The sequence below is a fragment of the Phytohabitans kaempferiae genome (genome assembly GCF_042433955.1).
Classification (GTDB): Bacteria; Actinomycetota; Actinomycetes; order Mycobacteriales; family Micromonosporaceae; genus Phytohabitans; species Phytohabitans kaempferiae.
Genome location: NZ_JBHLUH010000023.1, coordinates 64,143 through 80,647, shown reverse-complemented (window position 1 = coordinate 80,647; position 16,505 = coordinate 64,143). Strand labels below are relative to the sequence as shown.

13 protein-coding genes and 1 pseudogene are annotated in these 16,505 nt (G+C 68.1%); 8 read left to right on the top strand and 6 right to left on the bottom strand.

Going from position 1 to position 16,505, the window contains the following annotated elements; all coding sequences use genetic code 11:
- Window positions 1-37: 37 nt before the first annotated feature.
- The 8 genes and pseudogenes from cas3 to ACFFIA_RS15460 form a co-directional block, all read left to right on the top strand.
- Window positions 38-2,509, top strand: a complete 2,472-nt coding sequence (gene cas3, locus ACFFIA_RS15495) for a CRISPR-associated helicase Cas3' (RefSeq protein WP_377251439.1) — start codon at window positions 38-40, stop codon at window positions 2,507-2,509.
- Window positions 2,502-2,900, top strand: coding sequence for a hypothetical protein (locus ACFFIA_RS15490; protein WP_377251437.1), 399 nt, complete (start codon window positions 2,502-2,504; stop codon window positions 2,898-2,900). The genes cas3 and ACFFIA_RS15490 overlap by 8 nt, the downstream gene beginning before the upstream one ends.
- A gap of 3 nt (window positions 2,901-2,903) precedes the next feature.
- A complete protein-coding gene (gene casA / locus ACFFIA_RS15485) occupies window positions 2,904-4,484 on the top strand; it encodes a type I-E CRISPR-associated protein Cse1/CasA (RefSeq protein WP_377251435.1) in 1,581 nt (526 codons plus the stop codon).
- 12 nt (window positions 4,485-4,496) lie between these two features.
- A complete protein-coding gene (gene casB, locus ACFFIA_RS15480) occupies window positions 4,497-5,090 on the top strand; it encodes a type I-E CRISPR-associated protein Cse2/CasB (RefSeq protein WP_377251433.1) in 594 nt (197 codons plus the stop codon).
- A gap of 12 nt (window positions 5,091-5,102) precedes the next feature.
- Complete coding sequence (gene cas7e, locus ACFFIA_RS15475; RefSeq protein WP_377251431.1) at window positions 5,103-6,278, top strand: type I-E CRISPR-associated protein Cas7/Cse4/CasC; 1,176 nt, start codon at window positions 5,103-5,105, stop codon at window positions 6,276-6,278.
- 3 nt (window positions 6,279-6,281) lie between these two features.
- Window positions 6,282-7,031: a type I-E CRISPR-associated protein Cas5/CasD gene (cas5e, locus tag ACFFIA_RS15470; protein WP_377251429.1), complete on the top strand. Its 750-nt coding sequence runs from the start codon at window positions 6,282-6,284 to the stop codon at window positions 7,029-7,031.
- Window positions 7,022-7,720 (top strand): type I-E CRISPR-associated protein Cas6/Cse3/CasE, encoded by a 699-nt coding sequence (gene cas6e, locus ACFFIA_RS15465; protein WP_377251427.1) that lies wholly within the window; start codon window positions 7,022-7,024, stop codon window positions 7,718-7,720. The genes cas5e and cas6e overlap by 10 nt, the downstream gene beginning before the upstream one ends.
- 70 nt (window positions 7,721-7,790) lie before the next feature.
- A pseudogene (locus ACFFIA_RS15460) lies at window positions 7,791-8,395 on the top strand (SUMF1/EgtB/PvdO family nonheme iron enzyme); the annotation flags it as partial.
- Window positions 8,396-8,504: 109 nt separating this feature from the next.
- On the opposite strand, the gene ACFFIA_RS15455 reads toward ACFFIA_RS15460, so the two are convergent.
- Genes ACFFIA_RS15455 through gcvP form a run of 6 tightly spaced genes read right to left on the bottom strand, consistent with a single transcriptional unit; the run spans window position 8,505 to window position 16,454 of the window.
- Window positions 8,505-9,878: an L-serine ammonia-lyase gene (locus ACFFIA_RS15455; RefSeq protein ID WP_377251425.1), complete on the bottom strand. Its 1,374-nt coding sequence runs from the start codon at window positions 9,876-9,878 to the stop codon at window positions 8,505-8,507.
- Window positions 9,878-10,822, bottom strand: coding sequence for a lipoyl synthase (lipA, locus tag ACFFIA_RS15450; protein ID WP_377251423.1), 945 nt, complete (start codon window positions 10,820-10,822; stop codon window positions 9,878-9,880). The genes ACFFIA_RS15455 and lipA overlap by 1 nt, the downstream gene beginning before the upstream one ends.
- 1 nt (window position 10,823) lies before the next feature.
- A complete protein-coding gene (glyA, locus tag ACFFIA_RS15445) occupies window positions 10,824-12,092 on the bottom strand; it encodes a serine hydroxymethyltransferase (protein ID WP_377251421.1) in 1,269 nt (422 codons plus the stop codon).
- Entirely contained in the window at window positions 12,092-12,472 is a 381-nt protein-coding gene (gene gcvH / locus ACFFIA_RS15440) for a glycine cleavage system protein GcvH (RefSeq protein WP_377251419.1), read from the bottom strand. The genes glyA and gcvH overlap by 1 nt, the downstream gene beginning before the upstream one ends.
- A gap of 23 nt (window positions 12,473-12,495) precedes the next feature.
- Window positions 12,496-13,590: a glycine cleavage system aminomethyltransferase GcvT gene (gcvT, locus tag ACFFIA_RS15435; RefSeq protein ID WP_377251417.1), complete on the bottom strand. Its 1,095-nt coding sequence runs from the start codon at window positions 13,588-13,590 to the stop codon at window positions 12,496-12,498.
- Between the two features lie 8 nt (window positions 13,591-13,598).
- Window positions 13,599-16,454: an aminomethyl-transferring glycine dehydrogenase gene (gene gcvP / locus ACFFIA_RS15430; protein WP_377251415.1), complete on the bottom strand. Its 2,856-nt coding sequence runs from the start codon at window positions 16,452-16,454 to the stop codon at window positions 13,599-13,601.
- Window positions 16,455-16,505: the final 51 nt, after the last annotated feature.

The window sequence follows — 16,505 nt, the reverse complement described above, 5'->3', positions numbered from 1 at the left end:
CACAGGGGGCCCTCGCGCCCTGAGGCGACGAGCCGAAGTGGTAGGTGTTGTGCCGGATCGAGAGCTATCCGACGTACGAGTCTTCTGGGGTAAGGCCGGACGGGCGAGGCAGGGTGAGGAGTCGGTCCCTCATCCGCTCATCTGCCACACGATCGATACCGCTGCGGTCGCGGAGATCCTCTACGAGAGGTTGCTGGGGCCTAGCTGCCGGGCTCAGCTGTCGGAGGCTTTCGCACCGCTCGGTGGCGACACCTGCAGGTGGGTGGCGCTATTGTGCGGCCTGCACGATCTTGGCAAGCTCTCGCCGGCGTTCCAGGCCGTGCGGGCGGACGTAGCGGTAAAGCTGCTGCCGGAGTCTGCGGCCGCGGCGGTTGAACGCCTCCACAGTCGACGAACGCTCGGCGGGCGCACCGACACGTTCCACGGCATCCTGACGGCCCATCACGTCCGGAGGCTGCTTGAGGAGTGGGATGCCTCCGCACAGACCGCGTTGATGCTGGGTCAGGTGCTCGGTGCGCATCACGGCAGCTTCTTCTCCGACCTGTCCATTCAGAACGCCGCCCTGGCCAGGTTCGACAACGGCGGCGAGTTGTGGGCCGGGTGGGTTGAGGCGCTGGTCTGCCAGACCGCGGAGCTGCTGGAGCTGCCGGATCCTCGGACACAGCCCTGGTCCGAGGTGGAGATCGGGACGGGTGCCGCCGTCGCGCTCGCCGGTCTGACGACCGTAAGTGACTGGATCGCCTCCGGTTCGATCGACAAGAGCACGCACGCGGGTGCCGACGTCGACCTCATTGGGTACCTCAAGGTCTCCCGTGAGCGGGCCCGAGAGCAGGTGGTCGACCGACTGGGTTGGTCCACCTGGATGCCACCGGTGGACCACACCTTCGTGGGACTCTTCGACGAACAGCCCCGCCCGTTGCAGGCTGCGGTCGAGGGACTGATCGGGTCGAAGACACGTCCCGGCATCCTTGTCATCGAGGCACCGACCGGTGAGGGCAAGACGAAGGCCGCCCTACAGAGTCTTGTCAGCCTGCTCGGCAAGCTTGGCCTGGCGGGGTTTTTCGTGGCCATGCCGACCCGCGCCACCAGTAACCAGATGTTCCAGGAGGCCGAGGATCTGCTACAGAGGCTCGACAGCCTTCTGCCGGTGAAGCTCCTGCACGGTACGGCAGCCGAGTATCTGGCCGACCCGCAAAGGCGAGCGACGCGGACCGAGGCGATCCGCCCGGTGGACGTCGGCGGTGACGGGCCCGGCGGTGCGCAGGACGAGGTGGTACGGGAGTGGTTCACGCGGTTTCGGTCGCTACTCGCGCCGCTCGCCGTCGGCACGATCGACCGTGTGCTACGGGGCGGGATCAGATCACGCTGGGCACCCGTACCTCTGGTTGGACTCTCCAACCGAGTCCTGGTTCTCGACGAGGTCCACGGCTACGAGGTCTACATGTCGACCCTGCTGGACCGGCTGCTGTGGTGGCTGGGCTGGTTCGAGGTCCCGGTGATTTTGTTGTCGGCGACGCTGCCGGCGACACGGCGGGAGGAGTTGGTGCGCGCCTGGTACGCCGGCGCCCGCCGCTGCCGCCCCAACCAGGTCGACCTCGCTCTGCCGGATGCTGGCTACCCTCGTGCGCTCTGGCTCGACGGGTGGGGTGTCCCAGAGCTGGTGGAGGCCGTGGCGTCGCAGACGAACGCCAACCGCCGAGTCGCGTTGACGCAGCTGGCCGACGAGGAGCTGGTCGAGTGGGCGCTGCGGCACGCCGCGGAGGGCTTGGGCGTGGCGATCATCCACAATCTTCACCGCCGCATCTCGAGCACGGTGACCGCGTTGCGGAATGCGGTTGACGCGCTGCCGGAGCAGAAGCGTCCCAAGATCGTGGAGATCACCGGCCAGCTGCCGCAGGGGCGACGGGCCGCCATCGAGGCGGAGCTGAAGGCGATGTTCGGGCGCGGTGGCACGCGCGCTCCCGAGGCCGGGTACATCGTGGTGGGCACGCAGGTGCTCGAACAGAGCCTGGACCTGGACTTCGATGTCATGGCAAGCGATCCCGCCCCCGTCGACAGCCTGATCCAGCGGGCGGGGCGACTGCACCGGTTCCGCGCGACGGATCCGCGTACTCCGCCGACGCTCTTCCTCGTCGGTGTCACCGAGTCCAAGGCCGGGCCGCGGTGGCCGGCGTACACGACGAACGTCTACCACGACCTGGTGTTACTGCGGACCTGGGCGCTGCTGCGTGACCGTACGCGGCTGCGGCTGCCGGACGACGTCCCGGCGCTGGTAGACGCCGTCTACCCGGAAGCCGACAGTGCCGCTGACTGCCCACCGGGCTGGGAAAAGCGCTGGATGAAGGCGGTCGAAACGATGCGGCGAGCTCGGGACGCCGACCGGGCAATGGCGCGAAACCTGTTCCTGCCCCAGCCAACCAGTGAGGACGCACTGGTGGACCTGACCCGGCACCCGAGAAACAGCTTCCAGACCCGTAAACCGGACGGTCGAAGGACACGCCGTGACTGACGACGCCCCCGACTACATGCCCGGTTCGGGCATCGACGTGGTGGTCCTCCGCGCCGTCGGCAATCAGGTCGTACCGGTGGTGGGTGAGACCCTGTTCGACCTGGACGCCACGCAGGAGCCAACGCAGGCGCTGCTGTCCGAACTCCTGGGCTCGACCGTACGGGTCACGACCGCCGAAGGCGTCCCGCACAACATCCTGGCAGTGCTTGAGGACATCCCGGTGCCGCCAGCGTTCCTCGCCTCACCGTGGCTCGCCGCCAGTCATCCCGTCCTCGTGCGGAGCGACGGCACCGGCCGGATCGGGGACCTACCAGTGCGGTACAGCGACGACCGGGGCCTCCAGATCCTCTACCCAGACCCAGAAGACCGCGACGACGAATGGGACGGGTGACTCGTGCCTTCCTTTGACCTGACGAAAGAGCCGTGGCTGCCAGTCATATGTCTCGACGGCCGGCTCGAGGAGGTCAGCCTCACCTCGCTGTTCCACAGGGCGCACGAGATACGACACGTCATCGGCCAGACACCGCCGATGACCGCCGCCCTTCACCGGCTGGTGCTGGCCCTGGCATGCCGGGTATACCAGCCGCTGGACAGCAACAGCTGGACCGAGTTGTGGAGGAACGAACGGCTCCCGACCCAGCAGTTGGACGACTACCTGCTCAAGCACCCGGGGCGCTTCGATGTCTTCGACAAGCAGCGGCCGTTCTTCCAGTGTCCGGCCGTGGCGACGGTCGCCGCGTCCAGCGCCGCGAAGCTGGTGCCGTACCGGTCGACCGGAAACAACACGACGCTGTTCGACCACACCACGTCGCGGGACGAGATCATGCTGGCGCCGGCCGAGGCCGCCCGGTGGCTGGTCACATTGCAGGCATACGACCCGGGCGGGCTGAAGTCGCCGTACACGAAGGAGAAGTCGTCTCAGGCGGCGCCGGCCAACTGGTTCGGCATGGTGCTGGTCGAAGGCAGCAACCTCAAGGAAACCCTGCTGCTCAACCTGATGCCGTACGACCCGGACGGCGAACAGCCGCGCAACACGTTCCCGAAGGACCGCCCGGTCTGGGAGGCCGACCCGCCCGCACCAGAGCCGGACAAACGTCACCCGCTGGGTTGGACGGACCTGTTGACCTGGCCGTCCCGGCGCGTCTGGCTGGCACACCGGCAGGTCGGCGATCAGACGGTCGTGGACCGGGTGGTCATCACGCCAGGGACCCGGCTCGAGGCCGCGCCAGAGGACAACGAGTGGATGGCCGCATACCGGCGGCCCGAGGTCAGGAAGGGCCAGAAGTCGGCAGCCGCGGCCGGGTGGTATCCGATCCGGCTACGGGACCTGCGAGGGGTTTGGCGGCACAGCCGGGAACTGTTCCTCGCTCCCGAACTCAGCGAGGAGCGGCGGCGGCAGCGGCCGGCCACGCTCGACCACGTGGCGAGGATGGTGGGACGCAAGGTCATCTCTGACGACGCCGTCTACACGCTGCGGGTGTTCGGGCAGCAACTGGACAGCAAGTCGACGGTCGTCCACCAGGTCCTCGAAGAGGCCGTCGCCGCCCCGGTCGCCCTGCTCAAGGCCGCACATCAAGTCGCCGGCCGGATCATCGGGCACAGCATCGAGCTGGCCGACCAGGTCGGCAGCGCGCTGAACCAGATGGAACGTGAATACCGTGCAGAGCTTCACGGGAGTCCTGCGGCACCGTCCCTAGAACTGGCCTACTGGCCGAGCCTGGCGGTGCCGTTCGACAGGTTCCTCTGGGACCTCGCCAAAGCCCTCGAAGCGGACCAGAGCCCGACGAAGGCCACCAGGGAATGGGCCGATGATGTGCGGCGGATCGCGGAGGACGCCGCGAAACGGTGGGCCGAGAGCTCCCCTCGCCAGGGACGAAACCTGGAGGTGGCCGGCGCCTGCTACGGAAGGTTCGTCGGGCTGCTCGGCCACCACGTAAACGCCTACCACGGCTTTATCGCCCGCTACGTCGCCTAGGAGACAGCAATCTTGGAACTACCCACCACCCCCGACAGCCGGCGCCGGGCATTCGTTCGCCATCTCTACGGGGTGCACAACGCCCTCAACTCCGGCAACCCGCGGCACTGCGCCGAGGCACGCCAGACCCTGGCCCGGCTCCGGCGGGCGTTCTCTGGCCAACGACACGAGGCCGAGGCGTACGACGTGGTCTTTCCCCACAATCCACCGGAGCGCGAGCAGGAACTGTGGCTTCTGGTCGCCGGCCTCTTCGCACTGCACCCACACGCCAACAACGCGGCCGGACGGTCGATCGGGTCGGCGATGCGGCTGCTCGTGGCCGACCGGCCGTCAGCGGCCCGCCGCTTCACCCAGTTGCTGTCCGTCGACCCGGCCGCAATGCCGCACTACCTGCGGCAGACCATCCAACTGCTCCGCTCCGACGACGTCTCCATCGACTACCAACTCCTCCTCGACGACCTGGTCAAGATGCGTACCCCCGGCGAGGCGCACAAGGTGCGGCTGCGCTGGGCCCGCGACTACCACCGCCGGCCCGCCAGCCAGCAGGCCGAGCTCGCCGAGGCGGACCTTTCCGAACAGTCCAACGTCGAACCGGTCGACGCCTAACCAGGAGACCCTGTGATCATCGAACTGCACCTGCTCCAGTCGTTCCCGGTCAGCAACCTGAACCGCGACGACGTGGGCCAGCCCAAGACCGTGACCTTCGGCGGCCACCTGCGCGGGCGGATCTCCAGCCAGTCGCTGAAGCGGGCAGCCCGCCTCCTCTTCCAGGACTACGGCTTGACCGCTACCGAGACCGGCGTCCGCACGAAGCGCCTGGTGTCCAGCACAGCCGAGTTGCTTACCAAGAGAAGAGGCGGAGAGGAGGCCGAGGCCGCTGCCATCGCCCAGGCCGGTCTACGTGCGCTTGGCTTCGGTGTCGACGACAAGAAGCAGTTGACGCAGTACCTGCTGTTCGTCGGCAGCACCGCAGCCGAGTTGCTGGCCGACTACTGCGAGAAGGACTGGGACCGCCTCGCCTCAGACGCTGCCGCCCGGGCCAAGGCCGCCGCAAAGACCACCAAAGCCAGCAACGGCGAACGGCAAGCGGAAGAGAAGCAGGCAAAGGCGAAGCCGGACAAGCAAACCCTCGCCGAGGCGGCCCGGATCCTCGACGCCAGCCGGGTGGTCGACGTCGCGATGTTCGGCCGCATGATCGCCGACAACAAGGACTTCAACGTCGACGCGGCATCCCAGGTTGCGCACGCGATCTCCACCCACGCCGTGGTCAACGAGTACGACTACTACACCGCCGTTGACGACCTGAAGCCGCACGACGAGTCGGGCGCAGACATGATCGGCACGGTCGACTTCAACGCCGCCTGCTACTACCGGTACGCCAACCTGCACCTGGACAAGCTCACCGAGAACCTGCGCGGCGACACCGACCTGGTTGGCCGGGCCACGAGCGCCTGGCTGAACGCGTTCATCGACGCCGTACCCGGCGGCAAGCAGAACTCGATGGCAGCGCTGAACCCGCCGGAGACCCTGCTCGTCGTGGTCCGCGACCGGGGCGCCTGGAACCTCGCCAACGCCTTCCTCCGCCCAATCCAGGATACCGACCTGATGGACGGCTCCACCCGCGCCCTGCTCGGACACTTCGAACGGCTGCGCCGGTTCTACGGCAACGACGACCTCCGCGGCGTGGTCGCGGCCTCGGTCACCGCCGACCTGGATGGTCTTGCCGCGCACGAGGTGGCGCAGACCCGCAGCGACCTGGTGGCCCGCGTCCTGGCCGCCGCCACGAAGGACTGACCGGTGCCGGCGTACTCACTCGCGCTCTGCTTCGACGCCCCCATGCAGTCGTGGGGCGTCCGGTCACGCGGCTCGATCCGCGACACCGGCCGGGAACCGAGCAAGTCAGGCGTCATCGGCCTGCTCGGCGCGGCGCTCGGCATCGCCCGCGACAACCACGAGGCAATCGCCGACCTCGCCCAGCTACGCATGGGCGTGCGGGTCGACCGAGAGGGCATCCTCGAGCGGGACTTCCACACCGTGCAGAACGTGCCGACCACCACCGGCACCGGGCACCGCACCGCCGTCAGCCACCGCTACTACCTGGCAGACGCCCTCTTCCTCGTCGTGCTCCAACACCAACAGCCGGAAAAGCTCAACCAGATCCTGGCCGCCCTACACGATCCGATCTGGCCGCTGTTCTTCGGCCGCCGCGCTTTCCCCCCGGCGCGGCCCATCGTCTCCAGCGGGCGCCCCGGCGAACATCTGACCGGGTTGGGACTGCTGGAGCAGCCGATCGAACAGGTACTGGCAACCCATCCCTGGCTTGAGAATCGCGACGAGATACGCACCGCCCAACGGCGTCAGGAGCTCCGCAACCCCCTGCGGACCGTGGTCGACTGCACCCCCGACGACCAGGCCGCGGAGATCCGGCCCGACCTACCGCTCTCCTTCACACACGGCGACCGCCGCTACACCACCCGGACCGTCCGGACCGGCCACGTGCCGTTGACGGACAGGCTGATCAACACGGAGGCGGCCACGTGTATCTGAGCAAGCTGCTGGTCAACACCTACTCACGCGAGTTCCGCCGCGACCACGCCGACATCCGGGAAATGCACCGCACCGTCATGTCCGGCTTCCACAACCTCCCCAACGACAGCCCGGCCCGCCAGTCCGCAGCCGTGCTGTGGAGACTCGACGGCATCCACCGAGGCTTCGCCGCCTACGTGCAAAGCAAGTCCAAACCAGACTGGAGCCGGCTCCCGGCCGACTACCTCACCGAGGCACCCCAGGTACGCGACCTGCAACCCGTACTCGACGCGATAACACCCGGCCGCCGCTTCGCGTTCCGGCTCATCGGCAACCCCACCCGCACAATCCCCCGCCTGGGCAACCCCAAAAGCCCCGAGACCGGCAAGCGGACCCACGGCCAACGCGTCGCCCGCAAAAAGCCAGAAGAGCAACTCGAATGGCTCATCCGCAAAGGCGAACAGCACGGCTTCGTCATCCCCTCAGGACGCAACGGCCAACCCGACGTCTCACCATCGCCATGCCTCACCCTGACCGGTCAGAAACGATCCGAAGACAAGGGCACGATCACACTCGAACCCGTACGGTTCGAAGGACACCTCATCGTCACCGACGCCGCCGCCTTCGCAGACGCCTTACAGACGGGAATCGGGCACGGCAAAGCGTACGGATGCGGCCTCATCAGCCTCGCTCCCCCACAAGGTAGGTAGGTTCTGCTCCACGGCCAAACAGCCTCGCCACGCTCGTGTCACGCACGAACGTCCCCGCGACGCGGCTCGGCTTGACGACTGGCGACGGTGGTGCACTGGACGCCCGGCGCCCAGTGGCGGCACCCGGAGGGGCCAGGCAGCAACGTCGGCGGACGCGAGCGGCATCCGGTAACCCATGTGAGCCACGCCGACGCGCTGGCGTACGCCAAATGGGCCGGCAAGGCACTGCCTACCGAAGCCGAGTGGGAGTACGCCGCCCGCGGGGGCCTCGACGGCGCGGTGTTTCCGTGGGGCGACGAGTTCTCGCCCCGCGGCCGCACGATGGCCAACACCTGGCAGGGCCCCTTCCCGTGGCGGCGCGACACACCGCGATTCGACCGCACCTCACCGGTGCGCTCGTACCCGCCCAACGGCTTCGGGCTGTACGACATCGTCGGCAACGTCTGGGAGTGGACCGCGGACCGGTACTCGACACCAGGCGAAAAGCCCCCGGCCCCCTCCTGTTGCGCACCGCAGCCGGACATCGAATCGGCGCGGTACGTCATCAAGGGCGGCTCACACCTGTGCGCGCCGACGTACTGCCTTCGCTACCGGCCGGCCGCCCGACAGGGACAGGCCGCCAACTCCTCCACCAGCCACGTGGGATTCCGCTGCGTCGTCCGTCCTCAGCTTTGATCGAGGTGAAGCACATCGCCTCGCCACCATCGCCCGCCAGCCACCCGCGCTCCGCTCCCCACGAGGGGCCACTCCAGGCGAGACGGCACACCGATTCGAACTCGCTCAGCTAACATTCGACGACGTTGACGGCGAGGCCGCCGCGAGCCGTTTCCTTGTATCTGTCGTGCATGTCCCGCCCGGTGTCGCGCATGGTCTTGATGGCTGTGTCCAGGCTGACCTTGTGCGTGCCGTTGCCGTGGATCGCCAAGCGGGCGGCGTTGATGGCCTTCACGGATGCGATGGCGTTGCGTTCGATGCAGGGGATCTGCACGAGTCCGCCGACCGGATCGCAGGTCAGTCCCAAATTGTGTTCCAGACCGACCTCAGCTGCGTTCTCGACCTGGGCCGGCGTGGCCCCCAGCACCTCGGCAAGGCCTCCGGCGGCCATCGAGCACGCGGACCCAACCTCGCCTTGGCAGCCGACTTCCGCGCCGGAGATCGACGCGTTCTCCTTGAACAAAATGCCGATGGCTGCGGCGGTGAGCAGGAAGCGAACGATTCCGTCGTCGTCGGCGCCGGGAACGAACCGCGCGTAGTAGTGCAGAACGGCCGGGATGATACCGGCGGCGCCGTTGGTCGGTGCAGTGACGATGCGCCCACCGGATGCGTTCTCCTCGTTGACCGCCAGTGCGAAGAGGTTGACCCAGTCCATAGCTTCGAGCGAGTCGGCTGAGCTGGTGCCGGCGCGGAGGCGACGAAACAGCGCAGGCGCCCGCCGGGGAACTCGCAATCCACCCGGGAGGACTCCTTCGCGAGCGCATCCGGCCTCGACGCTGCTCGCCATGATCGACCACAGCTGGAGCAGGCCGGAGCGAACCTCGTCCTCAGCACGCCAGGCCAGCTCGTTGGCCAGCATGACGTCGGAGATCCGTAGTCCTTCCCGAGCGCAGGTGTCGAGCAGTTCCGCCGCTGTGCTGAACGGGTACCGCACGGGAGTGGTGTCGACGACGATGCGATCGCGTCCGAGTGCGTCCTCGTCGACGACGAAGCCACCGCCGACCGAGTAGTAGGTCCGAGTGCGCAGCAGGTTGCCAGAGACGTCGGACGCCACGAACACCATGCCGTTCGGATGTGCCGGCAGCGACCTGCGCCGGTGCATGACTAGGTCGTTGTCGGGATGAAAGTGGATCTTATGGGCGCCCGCGAGTCGCAGCCCGCGGCTCGCTCTGACGGACGTCTCCCGAGCCGGTGCGGTCTGGGTATCGACGGTTGCCGGGTCCTCGCCCTCTAGCCCGAGGATCACCGCTCTGGGCGTACCGTGGCCGACCCCGGTCGCTCCGAGGGATCCGAACAGCTCGACCCGGACTCGCGCGACCGAGGTCAGGAGCCCGTCCTCGACCAGTTCGTGGGCGAAGCGCCCGGCAGCCCTCATGGGGCCTACAGTGTGCGACGACGAGGGTCCGATGCCGATCGAGTACATGTCGAATGCGCTCAGGGCCATCACGCGACTCCCGTTGGCCGAACCGTGCGGGCTTCCATGGCCTGCCGGTAGAGCCGTCCGGCGCGGTACGACGAGCGCACCAGCGGCCCGGACATGACCCCGGCGAAACCGAGCTCCTCGGCCTCGGCCTGCAGCTCGACAAACTCCTCGGGCTTCACCCACCGCTCGATCGGGTGGTGGTGCACCGACGGGCGCAGGTACTGCGTGATAGTGATGAGGTCACACCCGGCGCCGTGGAGGTCGGCCAGCGCCTGGGAGATCTCCTCGCGGGTCTCGCCCATGCCCAGGATGAGATTCGACTTGGTGATCATGCCCGCGGCGCGGGACAGCGACAGCACCTCGAGAGAACGCTCGTAGCGGAACGCCGGCCGGATGCGCTTGAAGAGGCGCGGCACCGTCTCGACGTTGTGCGCGAACACCTGCGGCTCGGCGTCGAACACCTGCTGCAGCAGGTCGGCCTTGCCGGCGAAGTCGGGCGTGAGGATCTCGACGCCGGTGTTCGGGTTGAACTTGTGGATCTCGCGTATGGTCTCGGCGTACAGCCAGGCGCCTTCGTCGGGGAGGTCGTCGCGGGTGACCCCGGTGACCGTCGCGTATCGCAGCCCCATGGCCTGAACCGACTCGGCGACCCGGCGCGGCTCGTCGCGGTCGAGGCCGTCGGGCTTGCCAGTGTCGATGAGGCAGAAGTCGCAGCGGCGGGTGCAGTGGTCACCGCCGATGAGGAACGTCGCCTCGCGGTCTTTCCAGCACTCGAAGATGTTGGGACAGCCGGCCTCCTGGCAGACCGTGTGCAGGCCCTCGCGTTTCACCAGCGACTGCAGCTCCCGGTACTCCGGCCCCATGGTCGCCTTCGTCTTGATCCAGGACGGCTTCTTCTCGATCGGCGTCTCGGCGTTGCGCCCCTCGGTGCGCAGCAGCCGACGTCCCTCCGGCGCGACAGTCATGTCACATGCCCGGATAGAGCGGGAATCGTAACGCCAGCCGGTCCACCCGGTCTCGCAGGTCGCCTAGGCGGTTCTCGCTTGGCGCTGCGATCAGCGCGCCGGCGATGATGTCGGCGACCTCGCGGAACTGCTCGGCTCCGAAACCTCGTGTGGCCAGTGCCGCGGTCCCGATGCGCAGTCCGGAGGAGACCATAGGTGGCCGCGGATCGAACGGGACGGCGTTGCGATTCACGGTGATGCCGACAGCGTCCAGCCGATCCTCGGCCTGCTGGCCGTCGAGATCGGAACGACGCAGATCCACCACCACCAGATGCACCTGCGTCCCGCCGGTGAGGACGGTAATGCCTGCGGCCTGGACGTCGTCGGCCAGCAAGCGCCCCGCCAGGATGCGCGCGCCAGCGAGCGTTCTCTGCTGCCTATCCCGGAACTCCTCAGTCGCGGCCAGCTTGAACGCCACGGCCTTGGCCGCAATGACATGTTCCAGCGGCCCGCCCTGCTGGCCGGGAAACACCGCGCTGTTGAGCTTCTTAGCCAGGTCCGCTCGGTTGGTGAGGATCACTCCGCCTCGCGGACCGCCGAGCGTCTTATGCGTGGTCGTGGTGATGACGTCGGCGTGCGGGATCGGGCTCGGGTGCAGGCCGGTCGCGACCAGCCCGGCGAAGTGCGCCATGTCGACCATGAGATACGCCCCGACCAGGTCGGCGATCCGCCGGAACGCGGCGAAGTCCAGGTGCTGCGGGTAGGCCGACCAGCCGGCCACGATCAGCCTCGGCCGGTGCTCGACGGCGAGCCGTTCGACCTCGTCCATGTCGACCCGGTGATCGGTCTCCCGTACGTGGTAGGCCACGACGTCGTAGAGGCGGCCGCTGAAGTTCAGCCGCATGCCGTGGGTCAGGTGGCCGCCGTGGGCGAGGTCGAGTCCGAGGATGGTGTCGCCGGGGTCGAGCAGCGCGGCCATCGCCGAGGCGTTCGCCTGGGCGCCGGAGTGCGGTTGCACGTTAGCGAACTCGGCGCCGAACAGTTCCGTCACGCGATCGATGGCCAGCCGCTCGATCACGTCGACGTGCTCACAACCGCCGTAGTAGCGCCGGCCGGGGTAGCCCTCGGCGTACTTGTTCGTCAGAACCGAGCCCTGCGCTTCCATGGCGGCGACGGGCGCGAAGTTCTCGCTGGCGATCATCTCCAACGTCTGCTGCTGCCGGCGTAGTTCGGCACGGATGGCCGCGTGGATCTCGGGGTCGAAGTCCGCCAGCCGCTGATCCAGGCTCATCAACGGTCCTCACCCTCCGTCAGCGCCTCGTAGGCGGCGGCGTCGAGCAGGTCATGCGAGGCTGTCACGCGGACGCGGAAGAGCCAGCCTGCGCCGAACGGATCGGAGTTGATCAACCCGGCATCCGCGACGACTTCGCCGTTGACCTCGACGACCGTGCCGTCGACGGGCGCGAAGAGATCGCTGACGGACTTGGTGGACTCGATCTCGCCGCAGGTGGCGCCGCCGATGAGGGCGGCGCCGACCGAGGGCAGGTCAATGTAGACCACATCGCCCAAGGCGTCGGCGGCGAAGGCGGTGATCCCGACAGTGGCGACCTCGCCGTCGAGGAGGAGCCACTCGTGCTCAGGGGTGTAGCGCAGGTGCGCGGGGACGGACATCGTCTGGTCTCCTTGGGTACGGGTCAGGGACGGCGGTAGAAGGGCATCGGGACGACCACGACGGCTTCCCTCTTGCCGCGGATGTCGACGAGCAGCTTGGTTCCGGGCTCATGCAGCCCGACTGGGACGTACGCCATGGCGATGGGGTGGCCCAGGGTGGGCGACGGCGCGCCGCTGGTCACGTGGCCGACGACCCCACCGGCAGGGTCGATCACCGTGTAACCGCTGCGCGGCGCGCGCCGACCGGCCGACGCCAGGCCGGCCAAGACCTGACGTGCGCCTTCGTCACGACGCTGAGCCAGCGCCGTGCGGCCGACGAAGTCACCTGGCTTGTCGAACGCCACGAGCCGACCGAGTCCGGCCTCGAACGGCGTGACCTCCGGGTTCAGTTCATGTCCGTAGAGCGGCATTCCCGCCTCGAGCCGTAGCGTGTCACGACAGGCGAGACCGGCGGGGATTAGGCCGTCCGATGAGCCCGCTTCGGTGAGAGCAGCCCAGATCCGGGCAGCGTCGCCAGGGCGGCAGTACACCTCGAACCCGTCCTCCCCGGTGTAGCCGGTCCGGGCAAGCAGCACCTCGCACCCCGTCAGCGATCCGGTCGTGATCGCGTAGTACCGGAGCGCGGACAGGTCGACCGACGTAAGCCGTTCGACGATCGCGGCCGCCGCCGGTCCTTGGACGGCAATCAGTGCCCACTCGTCGGAGGTGTCGCGCACTGAGGTGTCGAAACCGGCAGCACGGTCCTGGAGGGCAGCGGCCACCACCGCCGCGTTGCCTGCGTTGGCAACGACGAGGTAGCGATCGTCGGCCAGGCGGTAGATGACGAGGTCGTCGAGGACGCCGCCGTCGTCGGCGCAGAGCATCGAATACCGAGCACGCCCGATCCCAATCTTCGACGCGTGCCCGACGATGGCATGGTCGAGCGACGCGCCGGCCTCGGGACCCGTCAATTCGATTTCCCCCATGTGCGACAGGTCGAACAGGCCAGCGCGTTCGCGGACCGATTCGTGCTCGGCGATCTCCGATCCGTACCGGACCGGCATCGACCAGCCGGCGAAGTCGGTGAACCAAGCCCCCAGCTCCTCGTGGAGTTCGGTCAATGGGGTGTACCTCGACATCAGCGTCCTCAGCTCTCGAATGTGGCCGGTGCCGGGCACGAGCAGACGAGGTTCCGATCGCCGTAGGCCTGCTCGATCCGGCCTACCGGCGGCCAGTATTTGTCCGGCGACGCGCCCGTGGGGAAGGCGCCGTGTCCGCGGGTGTAGCCGCGGCTCCACTCGTCGCCGGTCACCGCCGCCGTTGTGTGCGGCGCGTGCCGCAGTGCGCTCTCCTCGACGGCCACGACCCCGGCCGCGATCTCGTCGATCTCCCGGCGGATCGCCACCATCGCTTCCACGAAGCGCTCCAGCTCGGCGAGGTCCTCGCTCTCGGTCGGTTCCACCATCAGGGTGCCTGCTACCGGGAAGCTCATCGTCGGGGCGTGGAAACCGAAGTCGATGAGTCGCTTGGCGACGTCGTCGACCGTCACGCCGGTCGCGGCCGTCAACGGTCGCAGGTCCAGGATGCATTCATGGGCGACCAAGCCGTTCTCTCCGACGAACAGGATCGGGAACGAGGGCGACAGCCGTCGAGCGAGATAGTTGGCGCTGAGCACGGCCACCTTGGTGGCCTCGGTCAGGCCCGCGTCGCCCATGAGCCTGATATAGGCCCAAGCGATCGGCAGGATGCCGGCCGATCCGTACGGCGCCGCGCTGATCGTGCCGGCGCCGAGGCGGCGCCGGGGATCGGGGTGAAGCGGATGGGTGGGCAGGTACGGCACCAGGTGTGCGGCGACGGCGATGGGGCCGACGCCCGGCCCGCCGCCACCGTGCGGTACGCAGAACGTCTTATGCAGGTTGAGGTGGGAGACGTCGCCGCCGAACTCACCCGGTCTGGCCACACCGAGCAGAGCGTTGAGGTTGGCGCCGTCGACGTAGACCTGACCGCCGTATTCGTGGACGAGGTCGCACAGCCGGGAGATGCCGTCCTCGTAAACTCCATGGGTCGATGGGTAGGTGACCATCACCGCAGCCAGCTCGTCCGCGTGCTGGCGGCATTTCGCCTCAAGATCCGCCAGGTCGACGGCCCCGTCGTCCTGAGAGGCAATGACGATCACGCGCATCCCGGCCAGCACGGCCGAGGCGGCGTTGGTGCCGTGCGCGCTGGCGGGAATGAGGCACACGTCCCGCCGGGCCTCGCCGCGGTCGCGGTGATACGCACGAATCGCCAGCAACCCCGCCAGTTCACCCTGCGAGCCGGCATTGGGCTGCACGGATACGGCCGCGTACCCCGTGATCTCAGCCAGCCACGTCTCCAGCTGCCTGATCAGCCGCGTGTACCCGGCAACATCTTCCGGTGGCGCGAACGGGTGGAGGTCGGCGAACCCGGCCAACCCGATGGCCTCCATCTGGGTGGTCGCGTTGAGCTTCATCGTGCAGGAGCCCAGCGGGATCATGCCGCGGTCCAAGGCGAAGTCGCGGCCGGACAGCCGGCGCACGTAGCGCAGCATCGCGGTCTCCGACCTGTGCTCGTGGAAGACCGGGTGAGTGAGAAACCCGGACCGGCGGCGCATCCGTTCCGGCAGTCCGCCGGCCGTTTCCTGACGCGCGGCACACGGGGTTGCGCCGAATGCGGCCAGCACAGAACTGATGTGCTCGGCCGTCGTGATCTCCGAGCATGCGACCGCGACGTGATCGGCATCGACCAGCCGGAGCAGCAGACCGGCCTCGTGTGCCGCGTCCACGACAGCCGCGCCACGACCCGGCGCACGCACCGTGAGCGTATCGAAGAAGTGTTCGGTGACGACTGCATGCCCAGCAGCCCGCAGCCCGGCGGCCAGTGCCGTCGCATGGTCGTGGACCTGGCGCGCAATCGCGGTCAGCCCGGCCGGGCCGTGGTAGACGGCGTACATCGACGCCACCACTGCGAGGAGAACCTGCGCGGTGCAGATGTTGGAGGTCGCCCTGTCGCGCCGGATGTGCTGCTCACGTGTCTGCAGTGCCAGCCTGTATGCCGGGTTCCCGGCGGCGTCGACGGAGACACCGACCAGTCGGCCAGGCAGGTGCCGTTCGAGCCCTTTGCGCACCGCCATGAACGCGGCGTGTGGACCTCCATGGAACAGCGGGACGCCGAGGCGCTGCGCGGAGCCGACAGCGATGTCCGCCCCGAACTCTCCCGGTGGGGTGAGCAGTGTGAGAGCCAGCAGGTCAGTGGCTGCCGCCACCAGGGCCCCACGCTCGTGCGCCTGTACGACGAGCGGAGCCAGATCGCGGATCTCCCCCGAGCAGCCGGGATAGGAGATGACGAGACCAAAGAACTCGCCGCCGGGCAGCAAGTCCGTCACGTCGATGAGCTCGACTTCCACCCCGATCGCCGCCGCTCGCGTGCGCAGCACCTCGAGCGTCTGTGGCAGCGTGTCGGAGTCGACCAGGAGCCGCGACGACGACCCCGACGCACGCCGCATCAACATCATCGCCTCGGCGACGGCAGTGCCCTCGTCGAGCAGAGACGCATTGGCAATGGCCAGACCGGTGAGGTCGCCCACCATGGTCTGGAAGTTCAGCAGCGCCTCCAGCCGACCCTGGCTAATCTCCGGCTGATACGGCGTATAGGCGGTGTACCACGCTGGGTCCTGTAGCACGTTGCGACGGATGACGGCCGGCGTGATAGCCGGGTAGTAACCCAACCCAATCATCGGCACTGACACTCGGTTGCGAAAGGCCAGTTCGGCGAGTTCCGCCGCCACATCGGCTTCCGGCACAGGCTGTGGCAATCGCAGCCGGCGGGTGGATCGGATGGCGGCTGGAACGGCTGCATCGATCAAGTGGTCGAGCGTGCCGAAGCCCAGTTCGGCCAGCATCGTCGCCCGGTCACCGGCAGAGATGCCGATATGGCGGGCGGTGAAAGCAGGTTGAGCAGCGTCGGATTCAAGAATCGCGGCCACGTCGGAGGCTCCCTCTGTCCGGCACCACGACACAGTGATGCCATACCTGGT